The sequence below is a fragment of the Klebsiella oxytoca genome (genome assembly GCF_009707385.1).
GTDB lineage: Bacteria > Pseudomonadota > Gammaproteobacteria > Enterobacterales > Enterobacteriaceae > Klebsiella > Klebsiella oxytoca_C.
Genome location: NZ_CP046115.1, coordinates 1599815 through 1616505, shown reverse-complemented (window position 1 = coordinate 1616505; position 16691 = coordinate 1599815). Strand labels below are relative to the sequence as shown.

At 59.2% G+C, this 16691-nt stretch carries 13 protein-coding genes; 8 read left to right on the top strand and 5 right to left on the bottom strand.

The window, feature by feature from the left end:
• Positions 1-509: 509 nt before the first annotated feature.
• The 7 genes from codB to GJ746_RS07430 all read left to right on the top strand — a co-directional run bounded on the left by codB (position 510) and on the right by GJ746_RS07430 (position 9156).
• On the top strand, positions 510-1772 hold the full coding sequence (codB, locus tag GJ746_RS07460) for a cytosine permease (protein ID WP_154679626.1): 1263 nt from the start codon (positions 510-512) through the stop codon (positions 1770-1772).
• A gap of 2 nt (positions 1773-1774) precedes the next feature.
• Positions 1775-3010 (top strand): PucR family transcriptional regulator, encoded by a 1236-nt coding sequence (locus GJ746_RS07455; RefSeq protein ID WP_154679625.1) that lies wholly within the window; start codon positions 1775-1777, stop codon positions 3008-3010.
• Positions 3007-4245, top strand: coding sequence for a cytosine deaminase (gene codA, locus GJ746_RS07450; RefSeq protein WP_154679624.1), 1239 nt, complete (start codon positions 3007-3009; stop codon positions 4243-4245). The genes GJ746_RS07455 and codA overlap by 4 nt, the downstream gene beginning before the upstream one ends.
• A 107-nt stretch (positions 4246-4352) precedes the next feature.
• Complete coding sequence (locus GJ746_RS07445; protein WP_154679623.1) at positions 4353-5342, top strand: LacI family DNA-binding transcriptional regulator; 990 nt, start codon at positions 4353-4355, stop codon at positions 5340-5342.
• 121 nt (positions 5343-5463) lie between these two features.
• Positions 5464-6273, top strand: coding sequence for an inositol monophosphatase family protein (locus GJ746_RS07440; RefSeq protein ID WP_154679622.1), 810 nt, complete (start codon positions 5464-5466; stop codon positions 6271-6273).
• Positions 6274-6504: 231 nt separating this feature from the next.
• Positions 6505-7863: an MFS transporter gene (locus GJ746_RS07435; protein WP_154679621.1), complete on the top strand. Its 1359-nt coding sequence runs from the start codon at positions 6505-6507 to the stop codon at positions 7861-7863.
• 24 nt (positions 7864-7887) lie between these two features.
• Positions 7888-9156, top strand: a complete 1269-nt coding sequence (locus tag GJ746_RS07430; RefSeq protein ID WP_154679620.1) for a histidine-type phosphatase — start codon at positions 7888-7890, stop codon at positions 9154-9156.
• Between the two features lie 45 nt (positions 9157-9201).
• Here the strand turns inward: GJ746_RS07430 and mtnA are convergent, their stop codons facing one another.
• Positions 9202-10230, bottom strand: coding sequence for an S-methyl-5-thioribose-1-phosphate isomerase (gene mtnA, locus GJ746_RS07425; RefSeq protein ID WP_154679619.1), 1029 nt, complete (start codon positions 10228-10230; stop codon positions 9202-9204).
• 102 nt (positions 10231-10332) lie between these two features.
• On the opposite strand from mtnA, the gene mtnK reads away from it, so the two are divergent.
• A complete protein-coding gene (gene mtnK, locus GJ746_RS07420) occupies positions 10333-11532 on the top strand; it encodes an S-methyl-5-thioribose kinase (RefSeq protein WP_154679618.1) in 1200 nt (399 codons plus the stop codon).
• Between the two features lie 126 nt (positions 11533-11658).
• Here mtnK and GJ746_RS07415 read toward each other — a convergent pair whose 3' ends face one another.
• The 4 genes from GJ746_RS07415 to GJ746_RS07400 form a co-directional block, all read right to left on the bottom strand.
• Positions 11659-12900 carry an LVIVD repeat-containing protein gene (locus GJ746_RS07415; RefSeq protein ID WP_154679617.1) on the bottom strand — a complete coding sequence of 414 codons (1242 nt, stop codon included), beginning with the start codon at positions 12898-12900 and terminating at the stop codon, positions 11659-11661.
• Positions 12901-12983: 83 nt separating this feature from the next.
• Positions 12984-14048: a sugar ABC transporter substrate-binding protein gene (locus tag GJ746_RS07410; protein ID WP_154679616.1), complete on the bottom strand. Its 1065-nt coding sequence runs from the start codon at positions 14046-14048 to the stop codon at positions 12984-12986.
• A gap of 144 nt (positions 14049-14192) precedes the next feature.
• Positions 14193-15191 carry an ABC transporter permease gene (locus tag GJ746_RS07405; RefSeq protein WP_154679615.1) on the bottom strand — a complete coding sequence of 333 codons (999 nt, stop codon included), beginning with the start codon at positions 15189-15191 and terminating at the stop codon, positions 14193-14195.
• The gene (locus GJ746_RS07400; protein ID WP_154679614.1) at positions 15188-16690 is read right to left on the bottom strand and encodes a sugar ABC transporter ATP-binding protein; all 1503 of its coding nucleotides are present in this window, start codon (positions 16688-16690) and stop codon (positions 15188-15190) included. Before GJ746_RS07400 ends, GJ746_RS07405 begins: the two co-directional genes overlap by 4 nt.
• Position 16691 lies beyond the last annotated feature (1 nt).

Genomic DNA, 16691 nt, shown 5'->3' with positions numbered 1-16691 from the left:
GTTCTTTAGCCGTCTAAATGGCTATTCATCCGATACTAACACCGCCCGCCTGTGTGAACAATATTTCAGGAAAGGCTTATATCGATAATGGTTATATCAGAAATGCATATCAAATTACCTTTTTTAACAACGATATAACCATACGGCTGCATAAGCCCAAGATTACCGGCTGTGATTCAGCGAAAAGATGGGGGATCGTTTTGTGGGCAAGCTATATAAAAAAACAGCAGAGAAGATGACGTCGTTGTTTTCGCTCTGGCAACCTGAAATATCCTGCCTCCGCACCAAAACAGGGCAATAAAGCACCATAATGGTGCATCAGTGCACGTATTGCACCATCATGGTTCAAAATTTGCAGTATGCACATCTATGTGGCGCAACGAAGCATTTTAAATACCTTTTATGTGCAGTTAGCACATTCATTTGTGTTATACCTGCACTGTTTATATTGGCATAGTTTTTGCCTACCTCTGGCATCGCCATTCGCATAGCCACTCAGAGGTTCCACTATGTCAAACAGCAATGATTTTCCGCTCGTCGAAGCGCCTGCCTCCGGGCGTAAGGGCGTATTTTCGATCTCCATGGTTCTGTTCAGCTTTACCTTTTTTACCGGCACCATGTTCGCGGGCGGCAAGCTTGGCGTCTCTTTCTCCATCGTTAACCTGCTGTGGATTGCGGCGATCGGTAACTTCCTGCTGGCTCTTTACGCCGCTTCGCTCGGCTGGGTTGCCGCACGCAGCGGGCTGAACACCGTGCTGATGGGGCGTTTTTGCTTCGGCGAAATCGGCAGCAAACTCGCTGATTTTATTCTTGGTTTCGCCGAACTGGGCTGGTACGCCTGGGGTACCGCGACGGTGGCCATTTCGCTGGTGAAAATTCTCGCCCTGCCCGCCGTTATGACCACTCCGCTGATGATCCTCTTCGGCATCCTGTTCTGCGTGACCGCGCTGGTGGGCTATAAGGGCCTGGATGCGCTATCGCGCGTGTCGGTGCCGCTGATGTTCATCCTGCTGGTGGTTTCCATGTACCTCGCCGCCCATCACGCCGGCGGCTGGCAGGCGATGACCACAATTGAACCGAGCGAAACCATGACCTGGTCGGCGGCCATCACTATGGTGTTCGGCACCTTCGCCAGCGGCGCGACCCAGGCAACGAACTGGACCCGGCTGGCAAACTCCAGCCGCACCGCTATCGTCGCCAGCATGAGCAGCTTTCTTATTGGCAACGGGCTGATGATTGTTGCCGGGGCGTGGTGCGCCATCGTTTATCAGCAGGCCGATATCGTGGAAGTGTTGATTTTGCAGGGGCTATCCGTCGCCGCGGTGGTAATGCTGTGCCTCAACCTGCTGACCATTCAGGGGCCGACAATTTATAACGTCTCCGCCGCCGCCTGCCATCTGCTGCGCAGCGAGCGCCGCCGTACCCTGACCGTAGTCGCCGCCGCCATCGGCATCGTGCTGGCCATTGGCGGTATGTATGAAATGCTGATCCCTTTCCTCGTTCTTCTCGGCAGCATTATTCCCCCCATCGGTGGCGTCATTCTCGCCGACTACTGGTTTTATCGCGGCGGCCGCTATCCGCTGCTGCAAACTGCCCGCTTACCGCGCTTTAACTGGCTGGGGCTTAGCGCCTACGCCGTGGGCGCGGTGGTGGCTTACCTGTCGCCATGGATCGCCCCGCTGGTCGGCATTACCGTTTCCGCGCTGGTCTATATCGCGCTGACTCGTCTGAGCAAACGCCAGCCCGCCGCTGATTCCGTCGTGGAACAGTAGTCATGAGCCTGACGGTGGGCGAAATCCTCGCCCTTGATGGGCTTTCCGCCATGCGCCTGCGCGCCGGTAAGCAGGGGCTACAGCTGGCGGTGCGCTGGTACTACGTGGCGGAAAATGAAAATATCGCCGAATGGATTATGGGCGGGGAACTGGTGTTTATCACCGGGATCAACCACCCCCGCGATGAAGAAAACCTGGTTCATTTGCTGATGGAAGGCAAGCAGCGCGGGATTGCCGGAATGGTGATCCTTACCGGTGACGCCTATATCCAGGCGATCCCGCCGCGCCTGATTGCTCTCGCCGACCAGCTGGGCATTCCGCTGATCGAACAGCCCTATATGCTGAAAATGGTGATTGTTACCGAACGCATCGGCACCGCGCTGGTACGCAGCGAAAACGCCCTGCAATCGCGGCGCGATATTCTGATGCAGCTACTGACCGGCGACTATCCCGACCTGCAGCTCCTGCATCAACGGGCGCTCCATCAGCAGCTGGATTTTACCCGTCCTCTGCGGGTCGCGGCGCTGCGCCTTGAGGGAATACAGCGTCTGTTTCGCCAGTTCCCGCCGGAGCAGGCCGAAGCCTGGCTACAGCAGGCTCGTCGCACCGTGCGCCAGCGCTTGCAGCAGCAGCTCAATCAACAGGGCAACCCCTTTCCGCTGGTAGAGCGCAGCAATATGTTCCTCTTCCTGCTGCCGGATGAAGAAGGCGAGTTTTATCAGCAGAAAAAATGGCTGCAGGAGTGGCTGCTTGCGCTGGCGGAAAGCGACGACGAACTGTCGCTGCTGTGCGGCCTTTCGGCGCCGGTACAGCAGCTGCAGGGATATCAGCGCGCCCTGTCGCAGGCGCGTCAGGCGCTGGACCTCTGCGATAACCTGCGTCCGGCCCAGCGCATCAGCGACTACCAGCAGCTGGGCTTTATCAAGCTGCTCTCCGCCGTCAGCGACCCCACCCTGCTGAGCGATTTTATGCACGACACTCTCGGCTGCCTGATTGAACCGGATCGCAAAAGTCCGTGGCTGCTGATGGAGACGCTGGAAACGCTGCTTCAGGAGAGCGGCAACGTGGTCAGAGCCGCCGAGCGGCTGGGTATCCACCGCAATACGCTGCATCAGCGTATCCAGCGCATTGAAAAGCTAACCAGCTATCCGGTCAGCCATCCGCAATTTCATCTCAACGCTTCGGTCGCTTTAGCGATCTGGCGTATGTCGCAAAACCATTTACGGGAACAACCATGAAAATTATCAATGCGCGTCTGCGCCATAAAGAAGCGCTTTATACCCTTGAATTACAGGATGGACTGATTAAAAGCATCGCTCCACAGACGGCAGTGCAGACGGCCGACGCCAGCGATGTCGATGCCCGGCAAAAGCTGGTTATCCCGCCGTTCGTCGAACCGCATATCCATCTCGACGCCACTTTGACGGCAGGCGAACCGGAGTGGAATATGAGCGGCACCCTGTTTGAGGGTATCGCCCGCTGGAGCCAGCGCAAAGAGAGCGTCACCGTTGAAGATACGCGCCAGCGGGCGCTGAAAACCATCGGCATGCTGCGCGATAACGGCGTACAGCACGTACGTACCCATATTGATGTCACCGATCCCTCCCTGACGGCCCTTGAGGCGATGCTGACGGTGAAAAAAGAGGCGGCTCATCTTATCGACCTGCAGATCGTCGCTTTTCCGCAGGAGGGGATTGAGTCGTTCCCCGGTGGGCGCGAACTGATGACCCGCGCCATTGAGATGGGGGCCGATGTGGTCGGCGGCATTCCGCACTACGAAAACACCCGCGATAAAGGCGTCAGCTCGCTGGTTTTCCTGATGGATCTGGCCCAGCGTCACGGCCGCCTGGTAGACGTACACTGCGATGAAACCGACGACCCGCAGTCGCGCTTCCTCGAAGTGCTGGCGGAAGAAGCCCGGGTACGCGACATGGGCGCGCAGGTCACCGCCAGCCATACCTGCGCCATGGGTTCCTACGATAACGCCTACTGCTCGAAGCTGTTCCGCCTGCTTAAAGCGTCGGGCATCAACTTTATCTCCTGCCCGACCGAAAGCATCCACCTGCAGGGGCGCTTCGACACCTGGCCGAAACGCCGCGGCGTAACGCGGGTAGCGGAGCTGGATCGCGCCGGGATCAACGTCTGCTTTGCCCAGGACTCTATCCAGGATCCGTGGTACCCGTTGGGCAACGGCAACATTATGCGCATCCTCGACGCCGGACTGCATATCTGCCATATGCTGGGATATGAAGATTTGCAGCGCTGCCTCGACCTCATCACCGACAACAGCGCCCGCGCGCTGTGCCTCGGCGATAACTACGGCATTGCCGAGGGTCGTCCGGCAAACCTGCTGATCCTCGACGCGGAAAACGACTATGACGCGGTGCGCCGCCAGGCCAAAGTACTGACCTCCATTCGTCACGGCAAAATCATTTTGCAGCGTCAGCCGGAACAGATTCACTACCCGGCGTAAGCATAACGTTGGCGCGGTCCCCACCCCGCGTCAACCCGCTGCTCGTCCAGGGATTTATGTGGTACCTTCTTACTACTTTTGTTGCCGACCATGGCTCCCCTGACACTATGAGTGAAAAAAAATGGATTAAGGCCGAGGACGTTGCCCGGCTTGCCGGCGTCTCCCGCTCTGCGGTTTCCCGCACCTTTACTCCCGGCGCGTCGGTGGCGGAAAAAACCCGGCAGAAGGTCCTCGCCGCGGCGGAAACCCTGGGCTATCAGGTCAATATCATCGCCCGCACGATGAACACCGGCAGCAGCAATTTTATCGGTATCGTCACCGCCGGGTTTGATAACCCGTTCCGTAGTAAATTACTCTCGCCGCTGGTCCACCAGCTGGCGCTTAACGGCTTTATGCCGCTGCTGATGAACGCCGACGATCCGCAGCAGCTCGCCCCCTCGCTCAAACAGCTGCTGAGCTACCACGTCGCGGGCGTCATTATCACTTCCGGGGCGCCGCCGCTGTCGCTGGCGGAAGAGTATCTGGAGCGAAAAATTCCGGTGACGCTGATCAACCGCCACGCCGACTTAGCCGGCTGCGATCGGGTATGCAGCGACAACGCGCAGGGGGCGAAGCTGGTGGCCGACCTGTTTGTTCAACGCCGCTGGCAACAGGTCGGATTTATCGGCGAAAGCCTGGATAACTTCAGCACCCGCCAGCGCTACGAGGCGTTTGTCGCCCGCACGCAGGGCATGGACGTGGCCGCCCATTTCTGCGACAGCAGCGGCTATCAGGCGGGCTTTACCGCCGCCAGGCAGCTGCTTGCCGCGCATCCGCAGCTGCAGGCGCTGTTCTGCGCCACCGATATGCTGGCGCTCGGCGCGCTGGACGGCCTGCGGGCGGAGAATCCCGGCGCTCCCCTGCCCGCGATCGTTGGCTTCGATGATATTCCGCAGGCGGACTGGCAGCCCTACCAGCTGACCACCGTGCAGCAGAATACCGCCCTGCTCGCCCATCATGCGGTCGATCTGCTGGTTACAAGGATCGCCAGATTCAGCCTGCCGTCACGCCACCGCGAGGTGCCGGTGAAACTGATCGTCCGCCAAAGCGCAAAATGAAAAATTCATTTTATGCAGGAACGATCACAGAATAATTCTTTTAATCCATCCACACTCATTTCGCCCTTCGGGGCTGTTTTTTTCAGGCAAATTGCACACGTGTGCAAAATAGGGAGTTACGATGAAATCACTGGAATTAGATGAACTGCAGGCCCGCTACCGCCTGGCCTGCGAGCTGGCGCAGGCCGGTGCGGAACTGGCGTTCGAATTCTATCAGCAGCGCGACCGGCTGGCGGTGGAGCATAAGGGCGACGATCTGCAGGACGTGGTCAGCGTCGCCGATAAACAGGTCGAAGCGTTTGTTAAGCAGCGCATTATCAGCGCTTTCCCGCAGGACGGCTTTCTCGGCGAGGAGAGCGGCACGCAGATGCCGGACGCCCGCGTCCTGTGGGTGGTCGATCCTATCGACGGCACCAGCTGTTTTCTTAACGGCCTGCATACCTGGTGCCTGTCGCTGGCTATCGTCGCCGACGGTGAACCGGTTATTGGCGTGGTGTACGACCCCAACCATCGCGAGCTGTTCCACGCCCTGAAAGGCCAGGGCGCATGGCTCAACGATGCGCCCATCGCGCCGCATCCGGGTGCGACGGTTAAGGCGGGAGTGATGGGGGTCGGCACCTCACACCGCGTGACGCCGGCGGTCTTTCTGCCCTTTCTCGACGCGCTGCTGAGCGACGGCGGGATGTTTATCCGCAACGGCTCCGGAGCGCTGATGAGCGCCTGGGCGGCGGCGGGCAGGCTTATCGGCTACTACGAACCGCATATGAACCCGTGGGACGGGCTGCCGGGGCTGGTGCTGATGCGCGAAGCGGGCGGCCTCAGCAATGACTACCTGGCGGAAGATGGAATTCGTAACGGTAATCCGCTGCTGCTGGCCAGCAAGACGCTCTATCCACAATTAAAAAACATGCTTTGTCACCCATTACCTTAACCGTATCGGGTCAGGCTTTATCTGATTATGTACTCTACACAACGACAATGTACCCTAAATAATTCGAGTTGCAGAAAGGCGGCAAGTGAGCGACCCCCCAGGAGCTTACTCTGGTAAGTGACTGGGGTGAACGAACGCAGCCAACGCATATGCAACTTGAAGTATGACGGGTTAAACCTCATGGACGAACCACACTAATCAGTCAGGCCTCCGACCTTCGGAGATACCATCATGTCTGGAATTATCGCATTTTTTCGCGCTTCGCCGCCCAAAGCGGGCGGAGAGTTCGATGAGCGGCGCTTTCGCAGCGTGCGCTGGCAAACCTTTATTACCATGACCCTGGCATACGTCACGTTTTACGTTTGTCGGCTGTCGTTTACCGTCGCCAAAAGCGCGCTGGTAGAGCTTGGTATTACCCCGACGGAGCTGGGGATGATCGGCTCAACGCTATTTTTCAGCTACGCCATCGGCAAGCTGGTCAACGGCTTTATCGCCGATCATGCCAACGTGGTGCGCTATATGAGCCTCGGGCTACTGCTCAGCGCCGGGATGAATCTGATGATGGGGATGACCAGCAACGCCATGCTGCTGGCTGTCTTCTGGGGGATCAACGGTTGGGCGCAATCGATGGGCGTCGGCCCGTGCGTGGTATCGCTGGCACGCTGGTACGGCTGCAAAGAAAGAGGCACTTTTTACGCCATCTGGTCGACGGCGCATAACATCGGCGAAGCGATGACCTATATGGTGATCGCCGCGGTGATTGCCGGATTTGGCTGGCAGATGGGCTACCTGTCCACCACCGCGCTCGGCGCCGCCGGGGTGGTGCTGATGCTGCTGTTTATGCGCGACTCGCCGCAAAGCTGCGGCTTCCCGCCGATCAACGTCATTCGCGACGAACCGCAAGAGGAGGCCGAGGCCCGCGGCTCGGTATTTAAAAACCAGCTGCTGGCGCTGCGTAACCCGGCCCTGTGGACGCTGGCCCTGGCCTCGGCGTTTATGTATATCGACCGCTACGCGGTGAACTCGTGGGGGATCTTCTTTCTGGAACAGGATAAAGCCTACTCCACCCTGGAGGCTTCCGGGATTATCGGGGTCAACGCCATCGCGGGTATCGCCGGAACCATTATCGCCGGGATGCTCTCCGACCGCTTTTTCCCGCGTAACCGCAGCGTGATGGCCGGATTTATCAGCCTGCTCAACACCGCTGGCTTCGCGCTGATGCTCTGGTCGCCGCACGGCTACTACACCGATATTCTGGCGATGATTATCTTCGGCGCCACCATCGGGGCGTTAACCTGTTTCCTCGGCGGACTGATTGCCGTCGATATTTCGTCGCGCAAAGCAGCGGGCGCCGCGCTCGGCACTATCGGCATCGCCAGCTACGCGGGAGCAGGACTCGGCGAGTTTCTGACCGGCATCATCATCGATAAAACGTCGATTATCGAAAACGGCAAAACGCTGTACGACTTCAGTACGCTGTCGCTGTTTTGGGTAGGCACCGGCCTCGCCTCCGCGCTATTCTGTTTTACCACCGCCGCGATTGTCGCCAGGCGACACGCCATAGAACGGCAGACCTCATTCTCGTCATAACCCTTTACTTATAAGGAAGATTTTATGATGCCTGTACGACATCAGGTTTTGCTACGCCTGCTGCTTGCCTGCACTCTGCCGCTGCTGGCCGCGCCGGGCCATGCCGCCGCGCAGTATGCGCTGGAGAAAGTGGTTGAACTCAGCCGCCACGGCATTCGTCCGCCGACCGAGGGCAACCGGGAGGCCATCGAAGCGGCGACCCAGCGTCCGTGGACCCAGTGGACCACCCGCGACGGCGAGCTGACCGGCCACGGCTATGCCGCCGTCGTCAATAAGGGGCGCGATGAGGGTGCGCGCTTTCGCCAGCTGGGGCTGCTGACGGCGGGCTGCCCGGCGAGCGGTGAGATTTACGTGCGCGCCAGCCCCCTGCAGCGCACGCGGGCCACCGCCCAGGCGCTGGTAGACGGCACCTTTCCCGGATGCGGCGTAGAAATTCATCACGTTAGCGGCGACGCCGACCCGCTGTTTCAGAGCGATAAGTTTGTCGCCACGCAAACCGACCCCGCCCGCCAGCTGGCGGAGGTCAAAGCGAAAGCCGGCGATCTGGCGCAGCGCCGGCAGACGCTGGCTCCGGTGATTCAGCTGCTGAAAAACGCGGTCTGCATGACCGATAAGCCCTGCCCGGTGTTTGACCTCCCGTGGCAGGTCGAGCAAAGCAAAAGCGGCAAAACGTCGATTAGCGGGCTGAGCGTGATGGCCAACATGGTCGAGACGCTGCGGCTGGGCTGGAGCGAAAACCTGCCCCTTAGCCAGCTGGCGTGGGGCAATATCACCCGCTCCGGCCAGATAACCGCCCTGCTGCCGCTGCTGACGGAGAACTACGATCTGAGCAACGATGTGCTGTATACCGCACAAAAACGCGGCTCGATTCTGCTCAACGCCATGCTCGAAGGGGTAAAAGAAGGCACCACGCCGAACGTACGCTGGCTGCTGCTGGTGGCGCACGATACCAATATCGCCATGGTACGGACGTTAATGGACTTTAGCTGGCAGCTGCCGGGGTACAGCCGCGGCAATATCCCGCCGGGCAGCAGCCTGGTGCTGGAACGCTGGCGCGATACCCGCAGCGGTCAACGCTTCCTGCGCGTCTACTTCCAGGCGCAGAGTCTGGACGATTTACGCCGCCTGCAAACGCCGGACAGCCAGCATCCGCTGCTGCGCCAGGAGTGGCGTCAGGCGGGCTGCCGGACGACCGATGTCGGGACCCTGTGCCCTTACCAGGCGACGCTGACCGCGCTCGGCCGTAATATCGACCGGCGCTCCGCTCCGGCGGTTGAAATGGTTCTGCCCTGAACTGAATGCGAAGCTATGCAGGTAGCTTCGCTTTTTAGCTCAGATTCAGGCCTTTTCTGGCTTAAATGCCCCGGCGGCAACCTGCTCCGGGGTCACCACGCCGCTATCCAGCACCCAGCCGCTGACTAACGATGCGGGCGTGACGTCGAACGCCGGATTGTAAACCGCGGCATCTTTCGGCGCCCACTGTACCGCGCCAAAGCTGCCGGCAACGCCGGTCACTTCCGCCGCCGCCCGCTGCTCAATCGGGATCGCCGCGCCGTTCGGGCAATAGCGATCCAGGGTGGTCTGCGGCGCGGCCACATAAAACGGGATCCGGTGATACCTCGCCAGCACCGCCAGCGAATAGGTGCCGATTTTATTCGCTACGTCGCCGTTGGCGGCAATACGGTCAGCGCCAACCCACACCGCGTCCACCTCGCCCTGCGCCATCAGGCTGGCGGCCATCGAGTCGGTAATCAGCCGATACGGCACGCCCAGCTCGCCCAGCTCCCAGGCGGTCAGGCGTCCGCCCTGTAACAGAGGACGCGTTTCATCCACCCAGACGTTCGCCACTTTCCCCTGCTCGTGCGCCAGCGCAATCACTCCCAGCGCGGTGCCGACTCCCGCCGTCGCCAGACCGCCGGTATTGCAGTGGGTTAACAGGCGGCTGCCCGGCGTGACTAGCGCGCTGCCCGCTTCGGCGATGCTGGCGCAAAGCTGCTTATCTTCTTCTATCAGGCGCAGTGCTTCCGCTTCCAGCGCCTGCGGATAAGATTCCTGCGCCAGCGCCAGCTTCATGCGATCCAGATTATTCATCAGGTTCACCGCGGTCGGGCGGGCGGCGCGCAGCGTCTCCAGCGCCTGAGAAAGTTCATCGCGGGTCAGGCCGCGCTGCGCCAGTAGCGCCAGCAGCAGGCTGGCGGAGAGGCCAATCAACGGCGCGCCGCGAACCCGCAGGGCGTGGATATGGTCCACCAGCAGCGCCACGCTATCCGCCGCCAGCCAGCGTTTTTCCTGCGGTAAAGCCTGCTGGTCAAGAATAAAAAGCTGATTTTCGCTTACCCGCAGGCTGGTGGTCTGTAGTGTCTGCATTTAGTTAAATCCCTGTTGCGTTGTTGTATCACATTGTGTCAGGATGGAATCCAGAAGTATAGACGTCTGAACGGCTTAATCAGAATTTTGAGGATCGAGGCAATGTCGCAATACCATACTTTCACCGCCAGCGATGCGGTGGCTTACGCCCAACAATATGGCGGAATCAACAATCCGTCAGAACTGGTGTCCGCACAGGAAGTGGGCGATGGTAACCTCAACCTGGTGTTTAAAATTTTCGATACCGAAGGCGTTAGCCGGATTATCGTTAAGCAGGCGCTACCCTACGTACGCTGCGTGGGTGAATCCTGGCCCCTGACCCTCGACCGCGCGCGTCTTGAAGCGCAAACTCTGGTTGCTCACTATCAGCACTGCCCGCAGCACACGGTGCAGATTGTGCATTTCGACCCCGCGCTGGCGGTAATGGTGATGGAAGATCTCTCCGATCACCGTATCTGGCGCGGCGAGTTGATTAACAACGTTTACTATCCGCAAGCCGCCAGCCAGCTGGGAGAATATCTGGCCCAGGCGCTGTTCCACACCAGCGATTTTTATCTGCATACGCATGAGAAAAAGGCCCGGGTGGCGGAGTTTATTAACCCCGAGATGTGCGAAATCACCGAGGACCTGTTCTTCAACGATCCCTATCAGGTTCACGAGCGCAACAATTACCCCGCGGCGCTGGAAGCCGACGTCTCCGCCCTGCGCGACGATGCCCAGCTAAAGCTGGCGGTCGCCGCGCTGAAGCACCGCTTTTTCTCCCATGCTGAAGCGCTGCTGCACGGCGATATCCATAGCGGCTCGATTTTCGTCGCGGAAGGCAGCTTTAAAGCTATCGACGCCGAATTTGGCTATTTCGGCCCGATCGGTTTCGATATCGGCACCGCCATCGGCAACCTGCTGCTCAACTACTGCGGCCTGCCGGGACATCTTGGCGTTCGCGATGCCGCCGCCGCGCGCGAGCAGCGTCTGAGCGATATTCAGCAGTTCTGGAATACCTTCGCCGAGCGTTTCCAGGCGCTGGCGACGGAAAAATCCCGCGACGCGGCGCTGGCTTATCCCGGCTATGCCTCCGCGTTCCTGAAGAAAGTATGGGCCGATGCAATTGGCTTCTGCGGCACCGAGTTGATTCGCCGCAGCGTTGGCCTGTCGCACGTGGCGGATATCGATACCATTGAGGACGAAGCCATGCGTCATCAATGCCTGCGCCACGCCATCACCCTGGGTAAAGCGCTGGTTGTGCTTGCCGATCGTATCGACAGCGTCGAAGAGCTGATTGCACGAATTCGTCAGTACGGTTAATCGTTCCCGGGCCGCGACGCTAATGCGTCTTGCCCGGGCTACCTGGTCTGTCCGGGCTACAAAACCCGCAAACCGCACAGACCCGTAGCCCGGACAGGCGCAACGCGCCGCCTCCGGGAAATATTCCTACCCCAGATACTCAATCACCGACAGTCCGCCGTTATAATCGGTGCTGTAGATAATGCCCTGCGCATCAACGAATACGTCGCAGGACTGGATAACCCGCGGACGACCAGGTCGGGTATCCATCATTTTCGCCGGCGCGGTGGGCACCAGCGCCCCGGTTTCCACCGGCCGATAAGGGTTGGAAATATCGTAAGCGCGCACGCCTGCGTTCTGGTAAGTAGCGAAAATCAGCGTTGAGCTAATAAAGCTGCCGGGACGGTTCTCATGCAGATTATGCGGGCCAAAGTGCGCTCCTTTCGCCACATAGTCGGCTTCATCCGGCTGCGGAAAAGTCGAAATACTCACCGGATTCGTCGGGTCGCGAATATCAAACAGCCAGATCAGCTTCTCGCCATCCTGCTGGTTATCCAGCACCGCTTCATCAAGCACCACCAGCAACTCCCGATCCGGTAGCGGCAGCGCGGTATGAGTACCGCCGCCAAACGGCGGGCTCCAGTTACGGTGGCTGATAAGCTTCGGCTGCGCGCGGTCTTTGACATCCAGCAGCGTCAAGCCGCCGTCGCGCCAGCTACCGTAAGCGGTATCTCCGGCGATAATCGCATGATGCAGGGCGTAGCGTTTACCTTCCGGCCACTGCGGCGTTTCCCCCGCCGCGTGGTTCATTCCCGGCAGCCACCAGCGCCCGGCAACCTCCGGTTTACGCGGATCGGCAAGATCGATAGTCAGGAAAATATAGTCGCTAAAACCGTCGATCAGCGCGGAAACGTAGGCCCAGCGACCGCCGACGTACCAGATGCGGTGGATTCCAATACCGTTGAGCGACAGGAAGCTAACTTCCCGCGGTTTATCCGGCGTTGAAATATCAAAAATCCGCAGTCCGGCGCTCCATCCCTTATCCTGCACGTCGCTGACCGTCTCGCCGACCGAACGGGTGTAGTAAACCTTCTCGTCGGCGAAACGGGCATCGGCGAACAGATCCCGGGCGTTGATTACCAGCAGCAGATCGTCGTGCGCCTGTAAATGGACATTCCAGGTTCCGGGCGGCGCGGCGATGTAATTGACCGTTTGCGGATTTTTCGGGTCGCGTACGTCCACGACGGAAAAGCCCTGCGATACCATATGGCCAATATAGGCAAAACCACGATGTACCATCAGCTGAACGCCGTCCGGGCGTCCTCCCTGATCGCTATGGCCAATCAGCCGCATATTGCGGCTGTATTCGGGGCACGGTAATTCTGTCACCTTGAGCTCCTTTTGTCGGATGGCGGCTGCGTCTTATCCGACCAACAACACTACTGGCCCGCTAAGCGCAGCGCCTCCAGGCGTTACTTGTTTTTCGCTTCCAGAGTGGCGAACCACGGGGCGATAAAGTCTTCGGTCTGACCCCAGCCCGGGATAATTTTGCCCAGCGAGGCGACGTTCACCGCCCCTGGTTGCGCCGCCAGCAGCGCCTGCGGTATCGCCGCCGCTTTAAAGTCATAGGTTTTCGGCGTTGGTTCACCGGCAATTTTATTGGCGATCAGGCGCACGTTGGTCGCGCCGATAAGCTTCGGATCGACCGCCACGCTCACTTTCCACGGGCTGCCGGATTCGCGCATCAGCTGCAAATCCTGGTTGGAAATATCGATACTGTAGAGTTTAATCTCGGTGCGGCCGTTCTCTTTCAGCGCTTTATAAGCGCCCTGGCTGAACGCGTCCCAGGTCCCCCAGATGGCGTCAATTTTGCCTTTCGGGTATTTGGCTAAGACTGCGCCGACCTTGTTGGCGGTGTCGCCCTGCACATCGGAAGAGACCGCGCCGATGGATTCCAGCTCTTTGATCCCGGGGTTTTGTTTTAGCAGCGTCTGGTAAGCGGCCTGACGGCGCTCCATCGGCGGGAAGCCTGCGACCCACAGCTTGACGATATTGGCTTTGCCGTTGAAGTCCTTCACCAGCTGGCCGAAGGAGAGTTCGGTCAGCGAAGCGTCATCCTGCTGGGTGACGGTAACGCCCGGAATTTCGCCGTTTACCGCGGTATCGAAGACCGAGACTTTAATCCCCGCATCCACCGCTTTTTTTACTAGCGCAGTGGCGTAAGGGTCCCGCCCCTGAGAAAGAATAATCCCGTCATATTTCTGGCTAATCGCCTGGTTAACAAAGTCCTGGAATTTTGCGTCGTCGCCGTTGCTGAGGAAGGTGCTGATTTTAAAGCCGAGCTTTTTACCTTCCTGAATGGCCCCGGAGACAAACTGGGTGGTGTTATCGTCAGAACCCAGATTGCGGATCACCGCAATGCGAATCGGCCCGCTGTGTTCGGCGATCGCCGCCGGAAGCGGGGTCGGGGTTTCAGCAAAAGCCGCCGTCGCGTTGAACAATCCCAGCGCGATGAGTGAAAGCGTTATCTTTTTCATGGTGTTTCCTTTTTGTTACCCTAAATAATTCGAATTGCAGGACGGCGGCAAGTAAACGAATCCCGATGAGCTTACATAAGTAAGTGATTCGGGTGAGTGAACGCAGCCAACACACCTGCAATTTGAAGAATGACGGGTAAAATGTTAGGTGCGGCGCTGAAAATAAGTCAGTGCCAGCGCGCCAGCCAGCACCAGCCCTTTAATAATGTCCATCGCGTAGTACGGCACCGAGAGCATCACCAGGCCGTTGGAGAGCACGCCCAGGATCACCGCCCCCACCAGCGTACCGAGCGCGTTCGGCTTACCGGAACCGGCCAGCGAGAAGCCAATCCACGCTGCCGCCACCGCATCCATCAGGTAGCCGCCGCCGGCGTTTACCTGGGATGAGCCGATGCGCGAAGCCAGCAGAATGCCGCCAAGCCCCGCCAGCAGGGAGGCCATGACGTAGGCCGCAACTTTGTAACGCGTAATCCGCAGGCCGGAGAGGCGCGCTGCTTCCGGATTGCCGCCGATGGCGTACATCCGCCGCCCGTGGGTGGTAAAGGAGAGCGCCAGCTGGGCGATGACCGTCACCACCAGCATAATGATGACAATCGTCGGTACCTGCCCCAGCGAACCGAACGCCGCCGGGATCGTACCTTCCGCCATATCGCCGCTCGGCAGCACCATATTTTCGGTAATCGAGCCGCCGTAGCTGTAGGTCATCGCCACGCCCTGAATCACGAACAGGCTGGCCAGCGTCGCCAGCATGTCGGGAATCCGCAGGATCACGATGAGAAAAGCGTTGAATAGTCCCACCAGGGTGCAGAGCGCGAGGGTAACAAGGATCGCCTCGGTGGTGCCGAAGCCGTGCCAGACAAACAGCGAAATCACCAGCGCATTGGCCAGCGAGGCGGTGGAGCCTACGGACAAATCGAAGCCACCGATGGTCAGCGATATCGACACGCCGATGGCAATTACCGTCACGATAGCAATAGAGCGCAGGATGTTGATGATATTAAACGGGTCGAGGAAGTTGTCCGACGCCAGGCCAAAAACGGCGATCAGCAGAACAACGGTCAGCAACATGCCCCATTTGTAGAGAAAATCGAAAAATCGCTGACGGCCCGATACCGTCGCGTTCACTGCCAGGGCCTTACTCACGCTGCTGCTCCTCCGGTAGAGTAATAAAGAATGTTCTCTTCCCGGGCCTCAGCGCCCGGGATTTCCGCCACGATGCGTCCGTCCCACAGCACGCAGATACGATCGCACAGACCAACCAGCTCGGCGAATTCACCCGAGGCGTAAATCACTCCTTTGCCTTCCCGCGCCAGGCCGTCAATAAGCTGGAATAAATCCGTTTTGGCCTTCACATCGACGCCTTTGGTCGGCTCATCGAAAATCAGGACGTTGGCGTTGCCGCGCAGCCATTTGCCGATCGCCACTTTCTGCTGATTGCCGCCGGAAAGGCGGCGCAGCGTCTGCGCCGGTCCGGAAGAGCGGATCCCCACGCGGGCTATCACCTCTTCCGCCCAGCGCCAGGCATGACGATGGCCAAACAGGCTCCAGCGGGAAAAACTGTTGTCGGCGCTGACCGCCAGATTCATCACCACCGGCTCTTCGATAAAAATGCCCTCTTTACGCCTCTCCTCAGGTACCAGCGCCAGACCGCGGACCACCGAATCAGCCGGGTCGCGCGGACGCCAGGGCTGGTTGTTCAGCTCCCCGCGCGTTAAACGGCTTTTGCTGGCGCCAAACAGCGCCTTGCACAGTTCGGTTTTTCCGGCGCCCGCCAGTCCGGCGATCCCCAGAATCTCTCCTTTGCGCAGACGCAGCGAGATATCCTGCAACAGCCCTTCGTCATGTAACCCTTCGACCTGCAGCAGCACTTCCTCGCCGTGCGGCGGGCGCTTCGACGGGAAGATATCGCTTAGCTCGTGGCCAAGCATCTTCTCGACAATCTGATCGCCGCTCAGATTGCCCATCGGCCCACTCTCAACCAGACGGCCATCGCGCAGCACCGTCAGGGTGTCGCAGATCGCTTTTAATTCATGAATGCGGTGTGAGATAAACACAATGCCAATGCCCTGCTGCTGCAGGCGGCGAACTACCGCAAACAGGCGCTCGCTCTCATTTTGGTCCAGCGGCGCGGTAGGTTCATCGAGGATAAGAAAGCGGCAGTGGTGCGACAACGCGCGGGCCAGCAGGATTTGCTGTTTTTCTGCCAGCGTGCAGCTATCGATTGAGCGCCGTACGTCAAGGCTGACATCAAGCTGGGCCAGCGCCTCGCGCGCCAGCTGGCGCACCCGGCTCCAGCGGAAAGCGAGGCCAGGTTCAGCCAGCCTGTCGAGCATAATGTTTTCCGCGATACTCAGGCCCGGTACCAGCGCAACGTCAACCTCCTGCTGTACCAGATGGATGCCCAGCAGTTTGGCATCGCGCGGCGAGCGAATGCCGATCGGCTGGTTGTTAATCACCACTTCGCCTTCATAATGATCGTACGTGCCGCACAGCACCGCCATGAGCGTCGACTTACCCGCACCGTTAGCGCCGGTTAACGCATGCACCGTTCCCCCGATGAGGGTAAAAGAGACGTTGCTCAGCGCCCGAAAGCCGGAAAAGACGAGGCTAATATTTTGCATCTCAAGACGATTGCCGGTCATC

Bases quoted from the DNA above. Each gene is read 5' to 3' on its own strand.
- codB (WP_154679626.1), top strand. From the start codon at position 510: ATGTCAAACAGCAATGATTTTCCGCTCGTCGAAGCGCCTGCCTCCGGG.
- GJ746_RS07455 (WP_154679625.1), top strand. From the start codon at position 1,775: ATGAGCCTGACGGTGGGCGAAATCCTCGCCCTTGATGGGCTTTCCGCC.
- codA (WP_154679624.1), top strand. From the start codon at position 3,007: ATGAAAATTATCAATGCGCGTCTGCGCCATAAAGAAGCGCTTTATACC.
- GJ746_RS07445 (WP_154679623.1), top strand. From the start codon at position 4,353: ATGAGTGAAAAAAAATGGATTAAGGCCGAGGACGTTGCCCGGCTTGCC.
- GJ746_RS07440 (WP_154679622.1), top strand. From the start codon at position 5,464: ATGAAATCACTGGAATTAGATGAACTGCAGGCCCGCTACCGCCTGGCC.
- GJ746_RS07435 (WP_154679621.1), top strand. From the start codon at position 6,505: ATGTCTGGAATTATCGCATTTTTTCGCGCTTCGCCGCCCAAAGCGGGC.
- GJ746_RS07430 (WP_154679620.1), top strand. From the start codon at position 7,888: ATGATGCCTGTACGACATCAGGTTTTGCTACGCCTGCTGCTTGCCTGC.
- mtnA (WP_154679619.1), bottom strand. From the start codon at position 10,230: ATGCAGACACTACAGACCACCAGCCTGCGGGTAAGCGAAAATCAGCTT.
- mtnK (WP_154679618.1), top strand. From the start codon at position 10,333: ATGTCGCAATACCATACTTTCACCGCCAGCGATGCGGTGGCTTACGCC.
- GJ746_RS07410 (WP_154679616.1), bottom strand. From the start codon at position 14,048: ATGAAAAAGATAACGCTTTCACTCATCGCGCTGGGATTGTTCAACGCG.
- GJ746_RS07400 (WP_154679614.1), bottom strand. From the start codon at position 16,690: ATGACCGGCAATCGTCTTGAGATGCAAAATATTAGCCTCGTCTTTTCC.